We start from the raw sequence: 23,398 nt of genomic DNA, 5'->3' as shown, positions 1-23,398 counted from the left end.
AGGGCGTGCCGGGAACAACCAGATTACTTCACTGTGATATGGAAGCAGCCCTGCTTCACCTCATATTTGATATAGCAGCGGTTCTTGTTGCGGAAATCGCGGAGCACCTCGGAGAACACCCATTTCAGAGTATCATTCTGCACCTGGCGGCGAGGCTGTTCACGGGTCTGAATCTGCTTATAGCGGTTGTAACAGATATCGAAGGTAGTACCATAAAGATGGCACGAATTCTCGGTAGCATTACCGTTTCGGGTACGCAGTTTCGCCACATCATCCTTGGTACGCAGAATGCTCGTCACGATAATCTTATGCAGCGGAATGCCCTTGATCTGCAACGAATCGAAATAGGCACGGCCAATATCCTGGAGCAGCACAGAGGCACGAGGCACCAGGTAAGGAATGCTGTTGTTCAGCTTGTCGACATAAAAGAAAGGATTGCTGCCCACATACACCAGCTTGCCCTTGCTGTTCTCCGCCTCCAGACGGTTCTGCACCGGTTTCACGCCGTGCTTTGTAGCCGCCAGAATCTGCACATCCTGCTGGTCGGGGAAAGTATTACCGAAATGAGGCACCGAGAAGATGCGATGCTTCACCTCCTTGCCATCCTTGTCGAAGAAGATAGAAGGCTTGCCGCTCTGTGCCGTATCAGGCATAACAGAGAGTTCATCCTTCTTCAGGTCCTCAGCCACATTTCCATCAGCACCAGCGGGAGCATCAGAAATCTCAGCAGAAGAAGCATCAGAAGCAGCCGAATCCTTCGCAGCCACCAATGTAGAATCAGCCGCATCAGCAGCCGCCGTTTTCGGTTTTGCCACCCCCGGGAAGATGACTCTCACCAGCGCCAAAAGCAAAACCACAATACCAAAACCCTGTAAATATCTATTCTTACTAATCTTCATAATTATCTTATTTTCACGAAATAATATTCTATATTCTTCAGGCAAAACGGGAGCCGTATCGCCAAATTTAGCTGCAAAGGTAACAAAAACTCTCGAAAAAATAGCTTTTTTAATATTTAAAGAATGTTTTATTCGCCGAAATTTGCTCATTTCATGGAAAAGTAGTAATTTTGCAGCGTTATATAACAAAATATTAGATAGGATAGTTTAAACTTTATAGAATTAAGACATTTTGATAGAGAAACATATTGTACTCGAAGATATCGATCCAGTGATGTTCTACGGTGTGAACAATGCCCACCTGCAGATGATTAAATCGCTGTATCCTAAGTTGCGTATCGTGGCACGCGACAACGTGATTCGTGTGCTCGGCGACGAGGAGGAAATGGCAAAGGTGGAAGAGGATATTGAGCAGATGCGCAAGCACTTGCTTAAATACAACATGCTCAATGATGAAGACATCCTGGACATCGTGAAAGGAAAACAGACCAAGGCGGACAGCGTGAAAGGCGTGCTGGTATACAGCATCAGCGGCCGACCTATCAAGAGCCGCAGCGAAAACCAGCAGCAGCTGATAGATGCTTACGAAAAGAACGACATGGTATTTGCCGTAGGACCAGCCGGTACCGGTAAGACCTACCTCAGCATCGCCCTTGCCGTAAAGGCCCTCAAGGAGAAAGCCATCAAGAAAATCATCCTCTCGCGACCAGCCGTAGAAGCCGGCGAAAAACTCGGTTTCCTGCCTGGCGATATGAAAGACAAAATTGACCCATACCTCCAACCGCTCTACGATGCGCTGGAAGACATGATACCTGCCGTAAAGCTGCAGGATATGATGGAAAAGCACATTATCCAGATTGCTCCGCTCGCCTTTATGCGCGGACGCACACTCAGCGATGCCGTAGTCATCCTCGACGAGGCACAGAACACTACCTCCCAACAGATTCGCATGTTCCTCACCCGTATGGGCATGAACACCAAGATGATTATCACCGGCGACCTGACACAGATTGACCTGCCACGCGAACAGCGAAGCGGACTGAAAGAGGCGCTCAAGATTCTGGACGGTGTGGAAGGTATCGGAGTGGTGAAGCTGGGACAGAAGGATATCGTGCGCCACAAACTCGTAACCCGCATCGTAAACGCATACGACAAGTATGACAAGGAGAGAGCGGAAGCACGGGAAGCTCAGAAAGCAGAAAAAGATAATTCAAAATAATCAGAATGAAGAATGAACTGAATGATTACTCAAGGCATATCATAAAGTTCAAAGTTCAAAATTCAAAGTTCAAAGTAAAATGAAAGCATTAACAAAGACAGATTTCCATTTTGATGGACAGAAGAGTGTTTACCACGGTAAAGTACGTGATGTGTATGACATTAACGACGACCTCCTCGTGATGGTCGCTACCGACAGAATCTCAGCGTTCGACGTTGTTCTGCCTAAGGGTATCCCTTTCAAGGGACAGGTGCTCAATCAGATTGCAGCTAAGTTCTTGGACACTACTACAGACATCTGTCCAAACTGGAAGTTGGCTACTCCAGACCCAATGGTTACCGTAGGTTTGAAGTGCGAAGGTTTCCGCGTGGAGATGATCATCCGTTCTATCCTCACCGGTAGTGCATGGCGCGACTATCAGAAGGGCTGCCGCGAGATTTGCGGTGTGAAGTTGCCTGACGGTATGCGCGAGAACCAGCGTTTCCCAGAGCCTATCATCACTCCTACTACAAAGGCTGACGAAGGTCACGACATGAACATTTCTAAGGAAGAAATCATCGCCCAGGGCATTGTTAGTGCTGAGGATTACGCTGTGATGGAGGACTACACACGCCGTATCTTCGCCCGCGGTCAGGAAATCGCTGCCAAGCAGGGATTGATTCTCGTAGATACCAAGTACGAGTTCGGCAAGCGCGACGGCAAGGTTTATCTCATCGACGAGATCCACACTCCAGACTCTAGCCGCTACTTCTATGCTGATGGTTACGAGGAGAAGTTTGAGAAGGGTGAACCACAGCGCCAGCTCTCTAAGGAGTTCGTTCGTCAGTGGCTTATCGAGCACAACTTCATGAACGAGCCAGGCCAGACTATGCCAGAGATTACCGACGAGTATGCAGAGAGCGTATCAGACCGCTACATCGAACTCTACGAGCACATCACCGGCGAGAAGTTCGACAAGGCTGCTGAGGAAGGCGACATCGCTGCCCGCATCGAGAAGAACGTAAGCGAGTGGCTTGCTGCACACAAGTAAACTATATATAAATGTATAAGCAAGAACAGATAAAGCCCTACGAGGGCACAGGAGACAAGGGCAAGCTGGTAGAGGAGATGTTCGACAACATCGCCCCTACCTACGATACCCTGAACCACCGTCTCTCGTGGGATATCGATAAGGGATGGCGCAAGAAGGCAATCAGGCGTCTTGCGCCCTTCTCTCCTAAAAAAATGCTCGACATCGCTACCGGTACCGGCGATTTCGCCATCCTAGCCGCACAGATGCTACATCCCGACCAGCTGATCGGAGCAGACATCTCGGAAGGCATGATGGAGATAGGCAGACAGAAAGTAAGGCAACTGGGACTGGAAAACACCATCTCCTTTGCCAAGGAAGACTGCCTCAACCTCTCGTTCCAGGACGAGAGCTTTGATGCAGTAACCGCAGCCTTCGGCATCAGGAACTTCCAGAACCTGGACCAGGGACTGAAGGAAATGTGCCGGGTACTGAAAAAGGGCGGACATCTCTGCATCGTAGAGCTCACCACACCGGTCAGCTTCCCGATGAAGCAGCTGTTCAGCATCTACAGCAACACCGTCTTGCCGATGTATGGTAAACTCATCAGCAAAGACCAGAGTGCCTACAGTTATCTCAACAAGACCATCGAGGCATTCCCTCAGGGCGAGGTAATGATGGAGGTGTTCAAAAAGGCAGGATTCTCAAAGGCAGAGTTCAAGCGACTCACCTTCGGCATCTGCACACTCTATTTCGCAACCAAATAAAATAAAAATATTATGGACAAGTATGGACTCATAGGTTACCCTCTGGGGCATTCGTTCTCAAAGAACTATTTCAACGAAAAGTTTGAGAACGAGGGCATCGATGCCCAATACATCAACTTCGAGATACCTTCTATCGAAAATCTTACCGAGATTCTCGACTCAAATCCAGAACTTAAGGGTCTCAACGTCACCATTCCTTACAAGGAGAAAGTGATCAGCTATCTCGACGTGGTAAGCCCTGAGGCGAATGCTATCGGAGCCGTCAACGTGATCAAGGTGGAGCACAGAGGTGAAGATGTTTATCTGAAAGGATACAACAGCGATGTCATCGGTTTTACCAAGAGCATCGAACCTTATATCGAGCCTTATCATAAGAAGGCACTCATCCTGGGCACTGGCGGAGCTTCAAAGGCTATCAACTTCGGTCTGAAATCGCTCGGACTGGAGACGGTCTTCGTGAGTCGATACGAGCGTCCGGGTACAATCCAGTACGAAAAAATCACCCCTGAGGTCATCCAGGAGTATAATGTTATCGTTAACTGCACCCCAGTGGGCATGTATCCACACGTAGACGAGTGCCCTGAGCTGCCTTACGAGGCAATGGACAGCCACACCCTGCTCTACGACCTCATCTACAATCCCGACGAAACCCTCTTCATGAAGAAGGGCAAAGAACATGGAGCCACAGTAAAGAATGGCTTGGAGATGCTACTTCTCCAGGCTTTCGCCAGCTGGGACTTTTGGCACCAGGAAAAATAAGCATATCATAAAGTTCAAAGATCAAAGTTCAAAGTAAGAATATGAGTAACAATAGATATATGATGCGCGGTGTTAGCGCAGCAAAGGAAGATGTTCACAACGCTATCAAGAACATCGACAAGGGTATCTTCCCACAGGCTTTCTGCAAGATTATACCTGATATCTTGGGCGGCGACCCAGAGTATTGTAACATTATGCATGCCGACGGTGCAGGTACCAAGTCTAGCTTGGCCTACATGTACTGGAAGGAGACTGGCGACCTCTCTGTATGGAAGGGTATCGCTCAGGATGCTATCGTGATGAATACAGACGACCTGCTCTGCGTGGGCGCCGTAGACAACATCCTCGTAAGCTCTACCATCGGCCGCAACAAGATGCTCATCCCAGGCGAGGTTATCTCTGCTATCATCAATGGTACTGACGACCTGCTCCACGAGATGCGCGAGATGGGTATCGGCATCTATCCTACAGGCGGTGAGACTGCCGATGTAGGCGACCTGGTTCGTACCATCATCGTTGACTCTACCGTTACCTGCCGCATGAAGCGCAGCGATGTCATCAACAACGCCAACATCCGTCCAGGCGATGTTATCGTAGGTCTTTCTTCTACAGGTCAGGCTACTTACGAGAAGAAGTACAACGGCGGTATGGGCAGCAACGGACTTACTTCTGCCCGCCACGATGTATTCGCCAAGTATCTCGCAGAGAACTATCCTGAAAGCTACGACCACGCCGTGCCAGACGAGTTGGTTTACAGCGGTAAGTATAAGTTGACTGATGAAGTAGAAGGTTCACCTGTCAATGCCGGCGAGTTGGTTCTCTCTCCTACCCGTACCTACGCTCCTGTCATCAAGAAGATTCTCGATGAGCTCCGCCCAGAGGTTCACGGTATGGTTCACTGCACCGGTGGTGCACAGACCAAGGTTCTTCACTTCGTAGGCGAGAACTGCAAGGTAGTGAAGGACAACATGTTCCCAGTGCCTCCACTCTTCAAGGCAATCCACGACTGTTCAGAGACCGACTGGAAGGAGATGTATCAGGTATTCAACATGGGTCACCGTATGGAGATCTACGTTCGTCCTGAGGTTGCCGAGAAGGTTATCGCCATCAGCAAGAGCTTCAACATCGATGCCCAGATTGTGGGCCATATCGAGGAAGGCAAGCGCAGCCTGACCATCAAGAGCGAATTCGGAACATTCGAATACTAAAAATAGAATTAAAATTAATGGATAATAACAACATATTACAGAAGCTAGAAGGCTTAGAGAGCCGATACGAGGAAGTAAGCACCCTCATTACCGACCCTGATGTCATCGCCGACCAGACACGCTACGTGAAGCTCACCAAGGAATGGAAAGACCTGGGTGATATCATGGACGCACGCAAGCGATACATCAACTGCCTGAACAGCATCAAAGAGGCAAAGGATATCCTTGCCAACGAGAGCGATCCGGAAATGAAGGAGATGGCTCGCGAAGAACTCAACGAGAACGAGGCGCTGCAGCCTAAACTCGAAGAAGAAATCAAGATTGCGCTGGTACCTAAGGACCCAGAAGACGCTAAGAACGTACAGATGGAAATCCGAGGCGGTGCCGGAGGCGACGAGGCTGCCCTCTTTGCAGGCGACCTATTTAATATGTATAAGAAATTCTGCGAATCTAAGGGATGGACCGTCAGCGTGACTTCTGTTTCTGAAGGCGCAGTAGGTGGATACAAGGAAATAGACTTCGCCGTGAGCGGTACTGACGTTTACGGCACATTGAAGTATGAATCAGGTGTTCACCGTGTTCAGCGTGTGCCTGCTACTGAAACACAGGGCCGTATGCACACCTCAGCTGCTACCGTGGCTGTATTGCCAGAGGCAGACAAGTTTGAGGTGAACATCAACGAAGGTGACATCAAGTGGGATACCTTCCGAAGCTCAGGTGCCGGTGGTCAGAACGTGAACAAGGTGGAGTCTGGTGTACGTCTCCGCTATCCTTGGAAGAACCCTAACACAGGCGAGGTAGAGGAAATCCTCATCGAGTGTACCGAGACCCGTGACCAGCCAAAGAACAAGGAGCGTGCCTTGAGCCGCCTCTATACCTTCATCCACGACCGTGAGCATCAGAAGTATGTAGATGATATCGCCAGCCGCCGCAAGAGCCTCGTTTCTACCGGCGACCGCAGTGCGAAAATCCGTACCTACAACTTCCCACAGGGCCGTGTTACCGACCACCGTATCGGTTACACCACTCACGACCTCAACGGTTTCCTGGCAGGTGATATTCAGGACATGATTGATGCCCTGACCGTAGCCGAGAACGCTGAGAAGCTGAAAGAAACAGAATTATAAACGCGTGTGGAGCAAACATTTGCCCCCAAAATAATTTAAAGAAATGAACAGAAAAGAACTCGTAGAGCAGATTTTCGCCAAGAAGAGTTTCTTGTGCGTAGGTCTTGACACAGATATCAACAAGTTGCCTAAGTGCATCACCGAGAGTGAAGACATCCAGGGCGCAGAAGCTGAGATGATATTCAGATTCAACAAGGCTATCATCGACGCAACAGCCCCTTACTGTGTGGCTTACAAGCCAAACCTGGCTTTCTATGAGAGCCGCGGCATCGATGGCATGATTGCCTTCGAAAACACCATCAAGTATCTCCACAGCCACTACCCTAACCACTTCATCATCGCAGATGCCAAGCGCGGCGATATCGGCAACACCAGCAAGATGTATGCCCAGACATTCTTCGAGGAATACAATATCGACTCAGTAACCGTTGCTCCTTATATGGGCGAGGATTCTGTCAAGCCATTCCTCGAGTATGACGGCAAGTGGGTTATCCTCCTGGCACTGACCAGCAACAAGGGTAGTCACGACTTCCAGCTCACCGAGGATAAGGAGGGCGAGCGCCTCTTCGAGAAGGTTCTCAAGAAGAGCCAGGAATGGGGCAACGATGAGAACATGATGTACGTAGTAGGCGCTACACAGGGCAAGATGTTCGAAGACATCCGCAAGGTGGCTCCTAACCACTTCCTCCTCGTACCGGGCGTAGGTGCACAGGGCGGCAGCCTGCAGGAGGTTTGCAAGTATGGCATCATCAAGGATTGCGGCTTGCTCGTAAACTCTTCCCGCGGCATCATCTATGCCAGCAACGGCGATGACTTTGCTGAGGTAGCAGGTCAGAAAGCTAAGGAGTTGCAGGCTGAAATGGCAGCAGAACTTGCTAAGTTATAAAAACTCAATTTAGGCGCAAAGTATCTTAAAAAAGAGGCTTTGCGCCTAAAAAATACCCTTTTATGGGGCGAAAAAGCAAAATATTACAAAATAAAGTCGAGAATCTAAATCTTTTTTGCTATTTTTGCAAACAAAATTGCGGTTACCTAAAGGTAATGATGCCTTGGGAACCTAAATAAACAAACTAGAAGACAGATAAATTATGGAATTTACCGCTCAACAAATAGCCCAGTTCGTTCAGGGCCGTGTGGAAGGTGATGAGAACGCAATAGTCAACACCTTCGCAAAAATCGAAGAAGGTAAGGAAGGCGCCATCTCGTTCCTTTCTAACCCTAAATACACTCATTATGTTTACGAAACCAAGTCAAGCATCGTACTCATTGATGAGACCGTAGAATTGGAACATCCTGTCAGCACTACCCTCATCCGTGTGAAGAATGCATACGAGTGTGTGGCTAAGCTCCTGCAGATGTACGAATCTATGAAGCCTAAGAAGACCGGCATCGATCCGCTGGCTTTCGTTTCTCCAAAGGCTAAGGTGGCTGAAGGCGTATATGTAGGTGCATTCGCATATATCAGCGATGGTGCAGAGGTAGGCGAAGGTAGCCAGATTTATCCTCATGCCTACATCGGAGAGGGTGTGAAGATTGGCAAGAATGCACTCATCTATCCGAACGTTACCGTATATCACGGTTGTAAGTTAGGCAACAACGTTACGCTTCATGCAGGTTGTGTGATCGGTGCCGACGGATTCGGATTCGCTCCTGGTCCTGAAGGATACGACAAGATTCCTCAGATTGGTATCGTTACCATCGAAGACGATGTAGAGATTGGTGCCAACACTTGTGTTGACCGTTCTACAATGGGTTCTACCTACGTACGCAAGGGCGTGAAACTCGACAACCTCGTACAGATTGCCCACAATACCGACATCGGTGCCAACACCGTGATGTCTTCTCAGGTAGGTGTAGCAGGCAGTACGAAGGTAGGCGAATGGTGTATGTTTGGCGGACAGGTGGGTATTGCCGGCCACATCACTATCGGCGACAAGGTGTTCCTCGGTGCCCAGAGCGGTGTTCCTGGCAGCCTCAAGAGCGGCCAGCAGCTCATCGGAACTCCTCCTATGGAGCAGCGCGCTTACTTCAAGTCACAGGCCATCTTCCGTCGTTTGCCTGACATGTACAAGGAACTCAACGACCTGAAGAAGCAGATTGAAGAATTAAAGAAAAAGTAATTTTTTTCAATGTTAAATGTGAAGTGTTAAATGTTAAATGAGCGAATGCCCCAACAAGTTAACACTTAACATTTAACACCTAACATTAAAATAAATCGTTATGTCAAAACAGAAGACACTGAAAGGTAGCTTCTCTCTTTGCGGAAAGGGTTTGCATACAGGCTTGAGCCTCACCGTAACATTCAATCCAGCACCAGAGAACACCGGTTATAAAATACAGCGCATCGACCTTGAAGGCGAGCCTGTCATCCAGGCTGTAGCTGAAAACGTTGTTGAAACACAGCGCGGTACCGTACTCGGTAAGGGCGACATCCGCGTTTCTACCATCGAGCATGGTATGTCAGCACTCTATGCCCTCGGCATCGACAACTGTCTCATCCAGGTAAATGGTCCTGAGTTCCCTATCCTCGACGGTTCTGCTGCTCCTTATGTAGAGAAGATTCAGAGCGTAGGCATCCAGGAACAGAATGCAGAGAAAGATTACTATATCATCCGTCATAAGATTGAGGTGAAAGATAATAACGGGTCTGTTATCACCATTCTTCCAGACGAGGACTTCAGCATCACAGCCATGTGTTCTTTCGAGAGCAAATTCATCAACAGCCAGTTTGCTACCCTCGATAAGATGGAGACATACGCAGAGGAGATTGCTTCAGCCCGTACCTTCGTTTTCGTACGCGATATCATGCCTCTGCTCCAGGCTAACCTCATCAAGGGTGGTGACCTGGACAATGCCATCGTTATCTACGAGCGCCAGGTAGAACAGGCTCAGCTCGACCAGCTCGCCGACCATCTCAAGGTGCCTCACATGGATGCCAACAAGTTGGGTTATATACAGCACCGCCCATTGCAGTGGGAAAACGAGTGTACACGTCATAAGCTGCTCGACATCATCGGCGATATGGCACTCATCGGCAAGCCTATCAAGGGCCGCATCATCGCTACCCGTCCTGGCCATACCGTAAACAACAAGTTCGCCCGCCTCATGCGCAAGGAGATTCGCAAGCACGAGATTCAGGCTCCTATCTACAATCCTAACGAGGAGCCAATCATGGATAATATCCGCATCCGTCAGCTCCTGCCTCACCGCTACCCTATGCAGTTGGTCGATAAGGTCATTGCTATGGGTCCTAACAGCATCGTGGGCGTAAAGAATGTAACCAGCAACGAGCCATTCTTCACCGGTCACTTCCCTGAGGAGCCGGTTATGCCGGGGGTTCTCCAGGTAGAGGCTATGGCACAGTGTGGCGGTCTGCTCGTCCTCAACCAGTTGGAGGAGCCTGAGCGCTGGAGTACTTACTTCATGAAGCTCGATGATGTGAAGTTCCGCAAGAAGGTGGTTCCGGGCGATACCCTCCTCTTCCGTGTAGAACTCCTCGCACCTGTACGTCATGGCATCAGCTCTATGAAGGGCTATATGTTCGTAGGCGACCAGGTGGTGGCAGAAGCTACTTTCACTGCACAGATTGTTAAGAACAAGTAATAATAAAATAGAAATATGAATCAGATTAGTCCATTAGCGTTCGTTCACCCAGAGGCAAAACTCGGTGATAACAACATCATCGGCCCTTTCTGCTATATTGATAAGGATACCGTTTTGGGCGATAACAACGTATTACAGAACAGCGTCACCATCCATGTAGGTGCCCGCATCGGAAACAACAATGAGTTCTTCCCAGGTGCCAGCATCTCTACCAAGCCTCAGGATTTGAAGTTCAAGGGCGAGCAGACAACATGCGAGGTTGGCGATAACAACAGTATCCGTGAGAACGTTACTATCTCTCGTGGTACAGCCTCTAAGGGCAAGACCGTAGTAGGCAGCAATAACCTCCTGATGGAGACCGTTCACGTGGCTCACGACTGCGTGCTTGGCAGCGGCTTGATTATCGGCAACTCTACCAAGTTTGCCGGTGAGGTGGTAGTAGATGACAACGCCATCGTCAGCGCCAACGTTCTCGTTCACCAGTTCTGCCATATCGCAGGTTACGTGATGATCCAGGGCGGTTGCCGTTTCTCTCAGGATATTCCTCCATACATCATTGCCGGCAAGGAGCCAACCCGCTACTGCAGCATCAACCTCATCGGTCTGCGCCGTCGCGGTTTCAGCAATGAGACCATCCAGAACATTCATGAGGCTTACCGCCTGCTCTACAGCAAGGGCATATTGAAGGAAGGTATCGAGGAAATCAAGAAGAATCTTGAGGTTACCAAGGAGATTCAGTATATTATCGACTTCGTAGAGAGTTCTCAGCGAGGCATTATCCGATAAAAGTAAAAGGGTAAAAAAGTAAAAAGGTAAAAAGAGCATCCTTGCATAGGTTTATGAAACGAGCAAGGATGCTTTTTTCTTGAATATAAAGAATGATATATGAAAACATTGATTGTGGTCTTAGGTCCTACCGGTGTAGGTAAAACGGAGCTTTGCCTTTCACTGGCAGAGCATCTCGCTATACCTATTATCAATGCCGACTCCCGCCAGATCTTCGCCGAACTCCCTATCGGAACCGCAGCCCCTACTGCCGAACAGCAGCAGCGGGTAAAGCATTATTTCGTAGGAAACCACCACATCGAAGATTATTACAGCGCTGCCCAATATGAGGCTGATGTGATGAATCTCCTGCAGGAAGACATCTTCAAGAACCACGATGTGGCTCTGCTTACAGGTGGCAGCATGATGTATATCGATGCTGTATGCAAAGGAATCGACGACATCCCTACTGTTCGTGACGACATACGCACTTGGATGAAACAGCGTCTGGAAGAGGAAGGGCTGGAGGCACTGGTAGAAGAACTTCACAAGATGGATCCGGAGCACTGGGCGATAGTAGACAGGAAGAATCCACGCCGCGTGGTTCATGCCCTGGAAATCTGCCATCAGACCGGCAAGACTTATACTTCTTTCCGCACAGCCGAAAAGAAGCAGCGCCCTTTCCGCATCATCAAGATAGGTCTGAACCGCGACAGAACTGAACTCTACGACCGCATCAACCTGCGTGTGTTGCTGATGATGGAGGAAGGTCTGGAGGCAGAAGCACGCAGCGTATATCCACACAAGGGCCTCACTGCCTTGAGAACCGTGGGCTACAAGGAAATGTTTGCCTATTTCGATGGCGAGATTGATAAGGATGAAGCCATCCGCCAGATACAGTCGCATAGCCGTGAATACATGCGCAAGCAGCTCACCTGGTTTAAGCGAGATGCAGAAATTCACTGGTATCATCCCGACCAGCAAGATGAAATCATCCGATTTATCGATGAAGAGATATAGACATAATCGCCCGATAGCATATTCATTTTTGTTGTTAGAAATATAGTTGAGATTCCATAATATTACATGGAATTCTCCGGAATCAGATTTGAATTCTGGTGCTTTATAGCCCATGAACTTTTCAAAATGCTCGTGTTCTTTGATGATTTTCTTCATACCTTATAAAATCAGCGTCTTGTTTGATGCAGAATTCTAAATAATTGGAGGTAAAAATGAAATAAGCTTCATGTGCTATCGAAACAGGCTTCATGTGCGATTGAAATAGGCTTCATTCGCCATTGAAGCCTATTTCATTTAGAGCAGAAGTAATCTTCCCCTGCCAAAAAGGGTATTTCTGTCAATATTTATAACCAAATTTTGCATACTGGTAAACTTGGAATCTAGCAACGAAAATAGGGAGTTTTGGGCATCTCGAATTCTCTATTTTTTGTTTCTAATTAAGCGAATACCCTATAGTTGTACAACTATAAAGTTGTAGTCGTACGACTATATAGGCTATAGTCGTACAACTGTAGAGTTATAGTTGTACAACTATAGGGGTTATAGTCGTACAACTATAGAATTCCTATTTTAGCGCTATTAACCAACAAATCCATAATTCCTTGATTATTAACATATTACCATTTTCTTCCATATTTTCAATATTCACAAAGAAATAAGAATCGTTTGAAAATACGAGAATCTCAGCTAGGAAAATGTATAAAAATAAAACGACCCGCACATTTGAGCATCGTTGAGAGGCTTGGCGGGTTCTAGCGAATGCAAAGGTACGAAGATTCTTCGAAACCAGCATTTTTTTGGGGAGAAATTTTAATTTCGCATGCAAAAAAGTATAAAGCATTTACAAATTAAGCTACTCCACCCCCATGCGGTAATTCTTTGGCGATAATCCGGTATGCTTCTTGAAGAAGGTGCCGAAGGATGAGGCATTCGGCACAGTCCATTCGTTGAGACTTTGGTATCACTGAAAGATGAAGAAGGAGAAGAATAAAATATGAGTTATAAGATATCGAGAAGTTCCTCGAATCTTGAAATACGACGGAGCTTGGGATGTTCAAATTCCTCTGTCTTTTCATGCGCCCATGTGGTATGAAAAGGGATATGGACAGCCGAAGCTCCGATTTTTAATGCCGGAGCAATATCACTCTTGAAACTGTTACCCACCATCACCAGCTCGTCGGGAGTTACATCCAGTTCCCTGCAGAGACGATGATAAGCCTTGGGCGTCTTGTCGCTCACGATAGTCACCACATCAAAATACCGCTGCAGACCCGAACGCCACAACTTATTCTCCTGATCCATCAACTCACCCTTGGTGAAGACTGCCAGCTTATATTTCTTCATCTCACGGAAACAAGCCAAGGTTTTCTCTACCCCTTCCAAAGGCTTGGCATCAAGATGCAGGAGACTCTTACCCAAGTCCACAATTTGGGCGATGACATTCGCCTCCACCTTACCATGACTCACCTTCACCGCATTCTCTACCAGGGATATGGTGAAAGCCTTGCAGCCATATCCCAAATCAGCCATATTTTTACTCTCCGTCTCGAAGAGAGCAGCAGAAATATCCTTTTCCTTTCCATATTCCGCAAGCAGCTCGCAATACTCATGCTCCACGTCCTCGAAATAGTTTTGTAATGCCCAGAGCGTATCATCGGCATCGAAGGCTATCGCCTTGATATTCTTCAGCTTTTCCATACTTTTCATTTTTTTAGTTGCAAAGTTAATGTTTTTATCCGAAAAGGAAAACAAATTATTCTGCTTTCTTTTGCATATACCAATATTTTTCGTAACTTTGCCCAAAATTCAAATAAAGCAACAATATGAAATACCCTGTAAACTACTCTTTTAGATATATAATAAAAATCGTTGGAGTATTTAGGATATGTCTTCAGAGAATATAGATTCGTCAGTCGCATATCAACTGATGTGCACATGTCACTCAGCTTATATGCGGCTTTCTTGCATGGATACTCTTTCTTATAAGATATAAAGATGATACCACCAAGGAACAGAGAAGGAAACATCCTCGCCATCTTGCAGGCGGCGACAAGGATTATAGACAAAGAAACGAGGCATGAAATACAACTCCAATCCCGAATGATGATTCTCTTCTATTGAATATGTCATTACTTCTCATCTTTTTTATAATCTTCAAACGACATTTCCTTGACGAGTTTTCCATCCAAATCATAAACAGACACTACAGAATACCTACCAAACCTAGTATCAGAATAATGACGACAAGACTGGCAGATTGGTAATCCATCTTCAGATGTAAAGCCTACGCAGCCACGATTTGATGGTAACAATATCGCCTTTCCCGCATCCTTATCTACTATAAAAGTATAAATTGTATTCATCTTGTCTGTTGTTCCATTTACAACTACCACATCAGGATTTAGAGGGACAAGCATGGCTTCACTTGCCACAAAAACAGAATCTAGCCCTATCGTTACACCATGTTTTTTATCCGGATTATACCATAACAAATCTGCCATAGGATGCGCCGTAACTATTTCTTGAATATCATTCTGCTTCTTATAATACTTCCAAATGGTAACTACGTCACCGCCATAAATTCTATCTCCCCCATCAACGCTTCTCAACAAGATTGCATCAACATCCTCATCTGTTACAACAGTATTATTTGGCAGATGAAAATGTTTGATGATTTGTGCTATCATCGCTTGCGAATACTTTCCATCTTCATCATTTTCATATTTAAAAAAGGCATGATCTTGAGCAGGAGCAACTTGTTTTGCCCCCTTTTCTCCACAGCTGATAGAAAGAAAGCACAGCTGTAGCAGTACAACTATCCAATATTTACACACTCTCATTTTCTAACTTACGAGAGTTTAAATGATACAAAAGAACTTCCTTTATATCATCGGCAACATTATTAGCCAACCTTTCAAAGACCTTTGGCCCAGAACCATTAGGCAAGCTATCTATTTCATTGACTTCTATAAGATTATAATGAGGAATTTCGGGATGGCTATAGTCATAGCGATATCCTCCAAATGTCAGAAACTCTGCATTCGGAATACCAATATCCTTCATACGATTGATTACATTAGTGCCAGCCCCACCGACACCGATGCATAATATCTTTATATTTTCTGTATCATTTCCCATATTATAGTAGCATTATTAATATCGATTGCAAAATTAAACAAAAAATCGATAAGTTGTATCAGCAAGCCTTGCTTTTTTTATTCGCAAGGCTTGCGAACGACTTTATCCCTTATTCCTCTTCTTCATCTTCATATACACTGTCTCCTATCAATATGATGAACAACAGGAAAAATGAGACTGCCGAAAATAATAATGCTATTAAGAGTACTACAGCAAAAGAAGAAAAAGGATCGATCTTTGTCATTAAATTGACAGCAAAAAGGAATGGGGCTACCGCATAAGACAATTTCTTTAGACATTGCTTAGTACTTAATCCCGCATCATGAAATCTACGTACCATAGAAGAAAGGTTAGCAGGAATAGAGGCTATAGTAATTCCTAAAAACACTCCAGACAGTACATCAAACTTTTCGGAGTTCCAAGCCCCCAATGCTATAAAAGTAATAGGTACCTGAACCAGCCAGAACCACCAATACTCACTCTTTGAAGCTCTTCCCTTAAAATCAAAAGACTTCATGTAACACATTTTAATTGAATTGAAAAATGTCATAACCGTATATTTTATTCTGTTTGCTTATTTTGTGATTTAATTATCTTAGCTACTGCATTATCAAGAACTTCTTGGATATATGAAGAAGAAATATCAATTGACACTTGTTTTTTAGACAAGTTACCAACATAGCAAATTCTAAATGACATACCCAAAGGAGCAAGAAGGGAAGCTAACTTTATCAAATCACCCTTGACCATAAACTCATTTTTGAGTTCTACCCTCATAGACTCTTTACTTTTTTCAAACCCTGAAATATCAAGCTTATTCTCATCTATGGTATAGACAACAACACAAATTTGTCCTTGTATCCTTGCATGAGCAGACAGCAGCCCATCTTCAAGATCAACAAGGATATTCTTATTAAGTTCATTCAAATACAAATCCAGTTCTTCTCTTGGCGTTGGCTTTGGTTGATTTTGAGCATTTTTTACTTCCTTTGGTGTAAGAATAAACTTTATTTCTCGATGAGATTGCATTCCCTTTACCAACATTGCTACAGAATATCCTTTGTTGGCAATATCCACATAGCTGCAAGACTTAAAAGGAGAACTCTTTGCTACGTTTGCCATCATAATTCGCTTCTTCTGTTCTTTATTCTGCAAAAAGTCCTCAAAAGGATATTTCGTTTCGTCAATTTCCAAAGTACTAACGACTGTAGAGTCTTTCAAATCCACACTTCTAAGAGTCATACCATCCGTTAGTTTCAAAGGCATCTGCTCATTAATTTCTTCTACCGCAAGCACAACCTCAGGATCATCAGGAGGAAGAAGACTACGTCTATAAGACTCCATACCAAAAGACAATAACATTTGAACTAAACCAAAAACTCCAATACCTACTCCGAGAATACTCAACTTTACTTTTCTTGTTACATTATGGGAATTAAGTAACCAAATACACAATAATACCAACATAATTGTAACCACTATCGAAACAGCGCCAAAATATGCAGGAGAATTATCCTCCGCATAAGCAGTACGTATGGAAACCATTAAAAATGTAAACATTAAAAACTGTCTCATAACTTTTACATATTTTAGTCATCAATAAATCTCACTTTATCCCATAAACTTTCCCAATAGACATCACCAAAAGTTGTATGTTTCTTTACTGGTACAAAAAGAATGGAAGACACTATTGCCAAAAAGACACCATAAATAACGACAGCACGAATTACCAAGTTATGTACCTTAGCACAAGTATCATATTTTTTCGAAGCTAATAGAGTACCTCCAAGTTCTTTCTGTACCAACATTATATCACGCTTTGTTCTTTCATCAGAATACAGATACTCAGAGTCATTTGATGCACGATAAGCATCAAACTCTCTATCATATTCTGGTTTTAGCCGATTGGTTGAACTTAGCACACGATAAGCTTCCTGAATATTATGTTTATAAGTTTCACCATACAAACTATAATCTATACCGGAATTATATTTAGTCATAGCTTTATTAAATGCCTTATCTATGTCCTCCTCAGAGGCAGATCTGTCTATATTCAACAACAAATAATAATCCTTGAATATACCCAAGCCATCCCCTTTCAACTCATTTCCATCTTTATGTATATCTCCATGACTCCAATTAGAGAAATTGCGTATTTCCATCAACAACAAAGTTATTAACGAAACAGGTAATATATAAATGAGTACACCTATGCCTAATGGTGAACTACCCAACACAAAAAGTGGATATACCAAAAAGACTACAATGCTTTTATATTCTGCATCTGTAACATGTCTATTATACAAATATTTCTTTACACTCTTCGGTACCAAATAATCAAATGTGTTTTCTGCTCTACTCTTACCGTATATTATAGTAAAAACACTTGTGATAGTTGCGCCCAAGAATAGACAGAACATACACCACCAATAAAAATCTTGCATAAACACGCCTATACATATACCATAAATCTCAGTAAAGACACATAGCATATCCAATATGCCCAATACCAACATACAACGGCACAAGATGCATTTTTGCCTTGACAATATAGTATTAGTTCTTAACAAATGCATTGGCATAAGAAGACAAATAAGAATAAGAACTAAAAAGATAAAAGCACCTAGAACAATCAACAAGAGTTTGCCATTCACACTGTCATTAAAATCTCCAAGATAAAACGTAGTAAAACCTTTCATTATCCACTGTGACTTTTCCTCCAACTGATGTTCACTATGGACTTCAAGCATATAAGCTTTTCTATTAGCAAAGAATATGCTTCTCAAAACAGGTTTACCTTCTTGATCTTTAGTCGAATAAGCAATAGCTTTTCTGTTAGTTGGTAAAATCTTACCATAAAAAGTGGCCCAATCATTATCATAGACAATTTTTCTCTGCGCTGGTGAAAACATATAGTGCTTATATACTTCCAGCTCTTTTGCAAATAGAAGAGTTTGCTTTTCATAAACAGAATCGGTTGCATTAGCCGAAATTGATTCTGACATGTCAAAAGTAACTAAAGAGTAAGAATATTCAAATGGAATTTTCGTGATCTTATAATCCCAATATGGTTCTTTTACAAATTTTGTTCTCTCTTCTTCATCGTACTCTATATTACCGAAATAATCTCTTCTTGGAATATTTACGGTATAATAAACCAATCTATCTCTATATGCTACATATTTTTGCCTATATTCATATTTTCCTTCACCTACCTCAGAAAAAGAAGACAAAAACTTACCATTAGGAATAGGGCCTATCTCACGCAAGAAATCAGAATTGTCCTTGGTTACTCTGTTTTTGAATAGACTTCGTATTTTCAATGCTGATATTTGCTCTTTTTCCAAGTTGTCAAAAAACTCAATATTATGTTTTTTGAGATCAATTTGTTCTTTCAAACTTGCAGAAGGTATTGCTATATACACTATAGCACTAACAGATATTACCAATAATACGACAACGATGAAAATTCCAGAAAAAGCCCTCTTTCCAGTTTTTTTTCTTTCAGGGGATTGAATATTCCCTTTTAGTATATTAAGCATCACCAATAGCTCCTTATTACCTTTTCAGTCCTATTAGGTCTTTTTGTTAAACAGAGAAGCGTGAACTGCAATGCCCACATCTTCTATCGGAGGCCCTAGGAAAGCCCATGTTCATAGATGCAACAATAGCAGCCCACGCTATGCGTGAGAACCACTATGCCACCACACGAACATCTTGGAAATTTCCTAGGTTTCCGACATCATGATAAGCATAACGCTTCTTAAATCTCAAAAATCAGTGGAAAGGGAATGCACCCTATCCGTCTGCAAAAATATAAAAAACTTCCGTAACTTCCAAACATTTTCGCTCTTTTCTTTGTTTTCGGTGGCAACTTTCTTATTCAATCGCCAGCACAACAACATCTTAACAATATTGTAACACCTGTTTAAATCACCTGTAACATTGTACTCGTACCTTTGCACCCGGAAAAGCAAGGGGAGAAATGTATCTAGCTATGTTGAGATTCCCCTATATAATAAGGTATATAAACAATAGTAAAATATATGGGTACAATTTATTTATGTATTGTGATCTTCCTGCTCTGTTTAGCAGTGTTCGATCTCTTCGTAGGAGTCAGCAACGATGCTGTCAACTTCCTGCAATCTGCCATCGGAGCTAAGGTGGCTAAATTTCGCACCGTATTGATTATCGCATCCTGCGGTGTTGTTCTCGGAGCCATCATGTCATCGGGAATGATGGATATAGCCCGACATGGTATCATGAGTCCAGACCACTTCACCTTCGAAGAAGTGATGACGCTCTTCCTGGCGGTCATGGTGACTGATGTCATCATCCTGGATGTGTTCAACACCTTAGGTATGCCGACATCTACTACCGTCTCTCTGGTATTCGAGCTGCTGGGTGGTGCTTTCATCCTCGCAACTCAGAAGATGTATGGCGACGACAGCCTCAACTATGGCGTATTGCTCAACAGCAACAAGGCATTGGAGGTAATCATGGGTATCTTCTCATCTGTCATCATCGCCTTCGTGTTTGGTGCTTTCGTGATGTGGCTTTCCCGTATAATCTTCACCTTCAACTACCGCAAGCACAGCCGCTACAGCATCGCCATCTTCGGCGGTATCGCCTTTACAGCCCTCTCTTACTTCATCTTTATGAAGGGTTTGGGCAAGAGTCCTTACTTGCCTGCTGAGGTACGCGATTACATCGACCAGAATCTCGGTTTCCTCATCTGCATCACCTTCGTGGTGTCTGCTGTTGTGATGGAATTCCTGCATCTCTGCCGTGTCAACATCTTCAAGTTTACGGTGCTGATGGGTACTTTCGCCCTGGCTATGGCTTTCGCTGGTAACGACCTGGTGAACTTCATCGGTGTGCCTCTGGCTGGTCTCTCTTCTTATCAGGACTATATGGCAAATGCCAATGGTGCAGCGCCAGACCAGTTTATGATGACTTCATTGATGGAGAGCGCCAAGACCACTCCTGGCTTCCTGCTTGCTGCCGGTGCCGTGATGATTATCGCCATGGCGACATCCAAGAAGGCACAGAACGTAATCAAGACTTCTGTTGACTTGAGCCGTCAGGACGAGGGCGATGAGATGTTCGGCAGTTCTTCTGCAGCCCGCGTGATTGTACGCAACTGCCAGGCTACAGATTCATGGTTGAAGAAGTTTATGCCAAAGGCACTGATGAACTGGATCAACAGCCGTTTCGACAAGAATGATGTTGAACTCGAGGAGAGTGCAGCTTTCGACGTGGTTCGTGCAGCCGTTAACCTGGTACTTGCTTCCATGCTAATCACCATCGGTACCAACCTCAAGTTGCCTCTCTCTACCACCTACGTTACCTTCATGGTGGCTATGGGTTCTTCACTTGCTGATAGAGCATGGAGCCGCGAGAGTGCCGTATTCCGTGTAACAGGTGTATTGAGTGTAATCGGTGGTTGGTTCATCACAGCCGGTGTAGCTTTCGCAGCCTGTGCCATTGTTTGTATCATCATGCACTTTGGTGGTGTGGGCATCCAGGCTTGCTTCATGGGCTTGGTTATCTACCTGCTCATCCGCAGCAACATCCAGTATAACAAGAAGGCTAAGGAAGAGGGCAAGAGCAGTACCTTCCAGCTGATGATGCGTTCACGCGACCCGGAGATTGTATGGGATTTGCTTCGCCGTCAGGTTTCACGCACCCAGTCTTACGTCTGCCACTTCGCCCTGAACGAGTTCAACCTGATTATGGATGGTCTTGCCAACGAGAATACCCGCGACCTTCGTCATGCCAACAAGGATCTGAAGAAGGAACAGGATATGCTGAAGAAGTTCCGCCGTCAGGAGATGCTCGGTTTGAAGAAATCGCCTATCGAGATTGCCATCGAGCGCAACACCTGGTTCCATCTGGGCGCCAACAGCAACCAGCAGTTTATCTACTCTCTGCGCCGTATGCTCGACCCAATCAAGGAACATGTTGACAACAACTTCAATCCGCTTCCTGCTGAATACATCAAGGAGTTTGCTCCTGTACGCCAGAAGATCAACGACCTGATGCGCATGAGCTGCGAACTGATAGAGACCGGCAGATATGACAGTTATCGCGAGATTCTTGCCGAGGCAGATGCCTGCAAAGACGAACTTTCTGTTCTCCGCAAGAAGCATATCGACCGCATCCAGCACATGACTGACAATACGCTGATGCAGATTTCTCTGGTTTATCTCAACGTACTGCAGGAGAGTCAGGAATTCCTGAGTGTGATGAGACATCAGTTAAGAGCTGCAAAGAAGTTTATGGAAAAGTAAAAAAACACTGACATCTTGTCACGAAACTACTTTTTGGTATATCTGTTGCATGATGACAGATGACAGCGGATAACAAGAGTGTTATTTCGCTATCACAATATAATCTGAAAAGGTTAGTTTCTCATAGGTTAAGATTGTTAGGTTTAGTTTTAGAAAGTTTTAGGTTTTTAGTTAGATAAGGGCTCCAAGTGCTAGTGATTAGTATTTGGAGCCATTTTTTTTGCCCAAATATTTGGCTATTAGGAAGAAATGTTGTAATTTTGCAGCCGATTTCAGAAAAGAATCATCATATTCAATAACCCGAGTGCTTGGTAAACCTCGTAAAAAACAAGAAAATGGACAAGAAAAAAACTCAAGTGAGCGTGCTGTTTATGCTTTTCAGCATCCTCTTCTGCGTTTGCCTGATTGCAGCAAACGTACTCGAAACAAAGCAAATCGCCTTCGGGCCAGTTTCCCTTACCGGTGGACTCATCGTATTCCCTGTAAGCTACATCATCAATGATGTGGTATGCGAAGTATGGGGCTATCAGAAAGCGCGTCTGTTGATATGGACCGGCTTTGCGATGAACTTCTTCTTCGTGGCGCTGGGTGCTATCTGCGATGTGATTCCAGCAGCACCTTATTGGACCAACGATGCCGGTTTTCATGCCATCTTCGGTCTGGCACCCCGCATTGCAGCAGCCTCTTTCGTAGCCTTCATCATCGGTTCGTTTGCCAATGCTTATGTAATGAGCGTGATGAAAATCCGCGATGGTGGCAAGCATTTCTCTGCCCGTGCCATCCTCAGTACCATTGCAGGTGAGAGTTGCGACAGTCTTATCTTCTTCCCACTTGCCCTGGGCGGTGTGGTGCCTGCATCAGAATTGCCTTGGCTCATGCTCTGGCAGGTGATACTGAAGACAGCCTACGAGATTGTGGTATTGCCTCTGACCATCCGTGTAGTGAAATACGTGAAGAAGCATGAAGGTGAAGATGTATACGACAACAACATCTCCTACAATGTATTCAAGATCTTCAGCCTCGGCTAAAAGACATCAGTAAATATCAAACATTAAAACATTACCAAGCGTGGATAGAAAAGAAGACGGTCTTCAGGCATTAGGTGCCAAGACTACATATAAAATGGATTATGCGCCAGAGGTGCTCGAAACTTTCGTGAACAAGCATCCTGGCAATGATTACTGGGTACGTTTCAACTGCCCTGAGTTTACATCGCTCTGCCCTATTACGGGTCAGCCAGATTTCGCAGAGATTCGCATCAGCTATATTCCTGACGTAAAGATGGTAGAGAGCAAGAGTCTGAAACTTTATCTCTTCAGTTTCCGCAATCATGGCGACTTCCATGAAGACTGCGTGAACATCATCATGAAGGATCTCATCAAGCTGATGGACCCTAAATATATAGAGGTGACAGGCATCTTTACTCCTCGTGGCGGCATCAGCATCTGGCCGTATGCCAACTATGGCAAGCCAGGCACCAAATACGAGAAACTGGCAGAACAGAGATTCGCTACTCACGAATAAAAACAAGAAACCTCGGAAGATTGCTTTTATGCTTCTTCCGAGGTTTTTATTGTTTATAGCTGATGAA

Annotated in this window: 22 protein-coding genes; 14 read left to right on the top strand and 8 right to left on the bottom strand. The window is 44.8% G+C overall.

Annotated elements, in window-relative coordinates:
• Positions 1-23: 23 nt before the first annotated feature.
• Positions 24-899 carry a DUF5715 family protein gene (locus KSW37_RS01035; protein ID WP_217313046.1) on the bottom strand — a complete coding sequence of 292 codons (876 nt, stop codon included), beginning with the start codon at positions 897-899 and terminating at the stop codon, positions 24-26.
• A gap of 232 nt (positions 900-1,131) precedes the next feature.
• On the opposite strand from KSW37_RS01035, the gene KSW37_RS01030 reads away from it, so the two are divergent.
• The 11 genes from KSW37_RS01030 (at position 1,132) to miaA (ending at position 12,376) form a co-directional block, all read left to right on the top strand.
• A complete protein-coding gene (locus KSW37_RS01030) occupies positions 1,132-2,118 on the top strand; it encodes a PhoH family protein (RefSeq protein WP_022120453.1) in 987 nt (328 codons plus the stop codon).
• A 79-nt stretch (positions 2,119-2,197) separates the two neighbouring features.
• The gene (locus tag KSW37_RS01025) at positions 2,198-3,148 is read left to right on the top strand and encodes a phosphoribosylaminoimidazolesuccinocarboxamide synthase (RefSeq protein ID WP_022120454.1); all 951 of its coding nucleotides are present in this window, start codon (positions 2,198-2,200) and stop codon (positions 3,146-3,148) included.
• Positions 3,149-3,159: 11 nt separating this feature from the next.
• On the top strand, positions 3,160-3,894 hold the full coding sequence (gene ubiE / locus KSW37_RS01020) for a bifunctional demethylmenaquinone methyltransferase/2-methoxy-6-polyprenyl-1,4-benzoquinol methylase UbiE (protein WP_022120455.1): 735 nt from the start codon (positions 3,160-3,162) through the stop codon (positions 3,892-3,894).
• A gap of 12 nt (positions 3,895-3,906) precedes the next feature.
• A complete protein-coding gene (locus KSW37_RS01015) occupies positions 3,907-4,653 on the top strand; it encodes a shikimate dehydrogenase family protein (RefSeq protein ID WP_203068690.1) in 747 nt (248 codons plus the stop codon).
• Positions 4,654-4,712: 59 nt separating this feature from the next.
• Complete coding sequence (locus KSW37_RS01010) at positions 4,713-5,861, top strand: AIR synthase-related protein (RefSeq protein WP_203068705.1); 1,149 nt, start codon at positions 4,713-4,715, stop codon at positions 5,859-5,861.
• A 17-nt stretch (positions 5,862-5,878) separates the two neighbouring features.
• The gene (gene prfA, locus KSW37_RS01005) at positions 5,879-6,988 is read left to right on the top strand and encodes a peptide chain release factor 1 (RefSeq protein ID WP_022120458.1); all 1,110 of its coding nucleotides are present in this window, start codon (positions 5,879-5,881) and stop codon (positions 6,986-6,988) included.
• A 43-nt stretch (positions 6,989-7,031) separates the two neighbouring features.
• Positions 7,032-7,874 carry an orotidine-5'-phosphate decarboxylase gene (gene pyrF, locus KSW37_RS01000; RefSeq protein WP_006847232.1) on the top strand — a complete coding sequence of 281 codons (843 nt, stop codon included), beginning with the start codon at positions 7,032-7,034 and terminating at the stop codon, positions 7,872-7,874.
• Positions 7,875-8,076: 202 nt separating this feature from the next.
• Positions 8,077-9,108 carry a UDP-3-O-(3-hydroxymyristoyl)glucosamine N-acyltransferase gene (gene lpxD / locus KSW37_RS00995; RefSeq protein WP_153080825.1) on the top strand — a complete coding sequence of 344 codons (1,032 nt, stop codon included), beginning with the start codon at positions 8,077-8,079 and terminating at the stop codon, positions 9,106-9,108.
• 100 nt (positions 9,109-9,208) lie between these two features.
• Positions 9,209-10,591: a bifunctional UDP-3-O-[3-hydroxymyristoyl] N-acetylglucosamine deacetylase/3-hydroxyacyl-ACP dehydratase gene (locus KSW37_RS00990; RefSeq protein WP_153080826.1), complete on the top strand. Its 1,383-nt coding sequence runs from the start codon at positions 9,209-9,211 to the stop codon at positions 10,589-10,591.
• Positions 10,592-10,606: 15 nt separating this feature from the next.
• Positions 10,607-11,377 carry an acyl-ACP--UDP-N-acetylglucosamine O-acyltransferase gene (gene lpxA, locus KSW37_RS00985; RefSeq protein ID WP_022120462.1) on the top strand — a complete coding sequence of 257 codons (771 nt, stop codon included), beginning with the start codon at positions 10,607-10,609 and terminating at the stop codon, positions 11,375-11,377.
• Positions 11,378-11,476: 99 nt separating this feature from the next.
• On the top strand, positions 11,477-12,376 hold the full coding sequence (gene miaA, locus KSW37_RS00980) for a tRNA (adenosine(37)-N6)-dimethylallyltransferase MiaA (RefSeq protein WP_217313047.1): 900 nt from the start codon (positions 11,477-11,479) through the stop codon (positions 12,374-12,376).
• Positions 12,377-13,375: 999 nt separating this feature from the next.
• Here miaA and KSW37_RS00975 read toward each other — a convergent pair.
• The 7 genes from KSW37_RS00975 to KSW37_RS00945 form a co-directional block, all read right to left on the bottom strand.
• Positions 13,376-14,074, bottom strand: a complete 699-nt coding sequence (locus KSW37_RS00975) for an HAD family hydrolase (RefSeq protein ID WP_118415608.1) — start codon at positions 14,072-14,074, stop codon at positions 13,376-13,378.
• Positions 14,075-14,356: 282 nt separating this feature from the next.
• Positions 14,357-14,506: a hypothetical protein gene (locus tag KSW37_RS00970; protein WP_217313048.1), complete on the bottom strand. Its 150-nt coding sequence runs from the start codon at positions 14,504-14,506 to the stop codon at positions 14,357-14,359.
• Positions 14,506-15,210: a hypothetical protein gene (locus KSW37_RS00965; protein WP_217313049.1), complete on the bottom strand. Its 705-nt coding sequence runs from the start codon at positions 15,208-15,210 to the stop codon at positions 14,506-14,508. The genes KSW37_RS00970 and KSW37_RS00965 overlap by 1 nt, the downstream gene beginning before the upstream one ends.
• Positions 15,203-15,514, bottom strand: coding sequence for a hypothetical protein (locus KSW37_RS00960; protein ID WP_217313050.1), 312 nt, complete (start codon positions 15,512-15,514; stop codon positions 15,203-15,205). The genes KSW37_RS00965 and KSW37_RS00960 overlap by 8 nt, the downstream gene beginning before the upstream one ends.
• Before the next feature lie 109 nt (positions 15,515-15,623).
• Positions 15,624-16,064 carry a DUF805 domain-containing protein gene (locus KSW37_RS00955; protein ID WP_153072726.1) on the bottom strand — a complete coding sequence of 147 codons (441 nt, stop codon included), beginning with the start codon at positions 16,062-16,064 and terminating at the stop codon, positions 15,624-15,626.
• An 11-nt stretch (positions 16,065-16,075) separates the two neighbouring features.
• A complete protein-coding gene (locus KSW37_RS00950; RefSeq protein WP_153072725.1) occupies positions 16,076-17,089 on the bottom strand; it encodes a hypothetical protein in 1,014 nt (337 codons plus the stop codon).
• 14 nt (positions 17,090-17,103) lie between these two features.
• Entirely contained in the window at positions 17,104-19,056 is a 1,953-nt protein-coding gene (locus KSW37_RS00945; RefSeq protein ID WP_217313051.1) for a hypothetical protein, read from the bottom strand.
• Positions 19,057-19,560: 504 nt separating this feature from the next.
• Between KSW37_RS00945 and KSW37_RS00940 the strand changes: the two genes are divergently transcribed.
• The 3 genes from KSW37_RS00940 to queF all read left to right on the top strand — a co-directional run bounded on the left by KSW37_RS00940 (position 19,561) and on the right by queF (position 23,331).
• Positions 19,561-21,807 carry an inorganic phosphate transporter gene (locus KSW37_RS00940; protein WP_217313052.1) on the top strand — a complete coding sequence of 749 codons (2,247 nt, stop codon included), beginning with the start codon at positions 19,561-19,563 and terminating at the stop codon, positions 21,805-21,807.
• A gap of 335 nt (positions 21,808-22,142) precedes the next feature.
• Positions 22,143-22,835 carry a queuosine precursor transporter gene (locus tag KSW37_RS00935; protein WP_006847220.1) on the top strand — a complete coding sequence of 231 codons (693 nt, stop codon included), beginning with the start codon at positions 22,143-22,145 and terminating at the stop codon, positions 22,833-22,835.
• A 40-nt stretch (positions 22,836-22,875) separates the two neighbouring features.
• The gene (gene queF, locus KSW37_RS00930) at positions 22,876-23,331 is read left to right on the top strand and encodes a preQ(1) synthase (protein WP_217313053.1); all 456 of its coding nucleotides are present in this window, start codon (positions 22,876-22,878) and stop codon (positions 23,329-23,331) included.
• Positions 23,332-23,398 lie beyond the last annotated feature (67 nt).

Source organism: Segatella copri (assembly GCF_019127135.1).
GTDB lineage: Bacteria > Bacteroidota > Bacteroidia > Bacteroidales > Bacteroidaceae > Prevotella.
This window is presented reverse-complemented; position numbering and strand designations above follow the sequence as displayed.

What these genes read in the sequence shown, in the direction of transcription:
- KSW37_RS00960 (WP_217313050.1), bottom strand. Translation starts at nt 15,514, where the DNA reads ATGGGAAATGATACAGAAAATATAAAGATATTATGCATCGGTGTCGGT.
- KSW37_RS01025 (WP_022120454.1), top strand. Translation starts at nt 2,198, where the DNA reads ATGAAAGCATTAACAAAGACAGATTTCCATTTTGATGGACAGAAGAGT.
- pyrF (WP_006847232.1), top strand. Translation starts at nt 7,032, where the DNA reads ATGAACAGAAAAGAACTCGTAGAGCAGATTTTCGCCAAGAAGAGTTTC.
- KSW37_RS01015 (WP_203068690.1), top strand. Translation starts at nt 3,907, where the DNA reads ATGGACAAGTATGGACTCATAGGTTACCCTCTGGGGCATTCGTTCTCA.
- KSW37_RS01035 (WP_217313046.1), bottom strand. Translation starts at nt 899, where the DNA reads ATGAAGATTAGTAAGAATAGATATTTACAGGGTTTTGGTATTGTGGTT.
- KSW37_RS00970 (WP_217313048.1), bottom strand. Translation starts at nt 14,506, where the DNA reads ATGACATATTCAATAGAAGAGAATCATCATTCGGGATTGGAGTTGTAT.
- ubiE (WP_022120455.1), top strand. Translation starts at nt 3,160, where the DNA reads ATGTATAAGCAAGAACAGATAAAGCCCTACGAGGGCACAGGAGACAAG.
- KSW37_RS00990 (WP_153080826.1), top strand. Translation starts at nt 9,209, where the DNA reads ATGTCAAAACAGAAGACACTGAAAGGTAGCTTCTCTCTTTGCGGAAAG.
- KSW37_RS00945 (WP_217313051.1), bottom strand. Translation starts at nt 19,056, where the DNA reads ATGCTTAATATACTAAAAGGGAATATTCAATCCCCTGAAAGAAAAAAA.
- prfA (WP_022120458.1), top strand. Translation starts at nt 5,879, where the DNA reads ATGGATAATAACAACATATTACAGAAGCTAGAAGGCTTAGAGAGCCGA.
- lpxA (WP_022120462.1), top strand. Translation starts at nt 10,607, where the DNA reads ATGAATCAGATTAGTCCATTAGCGTTCGTTCACCCAGAGGCAAAACTC.
- KSW37_RS00955 (WP_153072726.1), bottom strand. Translation starts at nt 16,064, where the DNA reads ATGACATTTTTCAATTCAATTAAAATGTGTTACATGAAGTCTTTTGAT.
- KSW37_RS00950 (WP_153072725.1), bottom strand. Translation starts at nt 17,089, where the DNA reads ATGAGACAGTTTTTAATGTTTACATTTTTAATGGTTTCCATACGTACT.
- KSW37_RS00940 (WP_217313052.1), top strand. Translation starts at nt 19,561, where the DNA reads ATGGGTACAATTTATTTATGTATTGTGATCTTCCTGCTCTGTTTAGCA.
- KSW37_RS01010 (WP_203068705.1), top strand. Translation starts at nt 4,713, where the DNA reads ATGATGCGCGGTGTTAGCGCAGCAAAGGAAGATGTTCACAACGCTATC.
- lpxD (WP_153080825.1), top strand. Translation starts at nt 8,077, where the DNA reads ATGGAATTTACCGCTCAACAAATAGCCCAGTTCGTTCAGGGCCGTGTG.
- KSW37_RS00935 (WP_006847220.1), top strand. Translation starts at nt 22,143, where the DNA reads ATGGACAAGAAAAAAACTCAAGTGAGCGTGCTGTTTATGCTTTTCAGC.
- KSW37_RS00975 (WP_118415608.1), bottom strand. Translation starts at nt 14,074, where the DNA reads ATGGAAAAGCTGAAGAATATCAAGGCGATAGCCTTCGATGCCGATGAT.
- miaA (WP_217313047.1), top strand. Translation starts at nt 11,477, where the DNA reads ATGAAAACATTGATTGTGGTCTTAGGTCCTACCGGTGTAGGTAAAACG.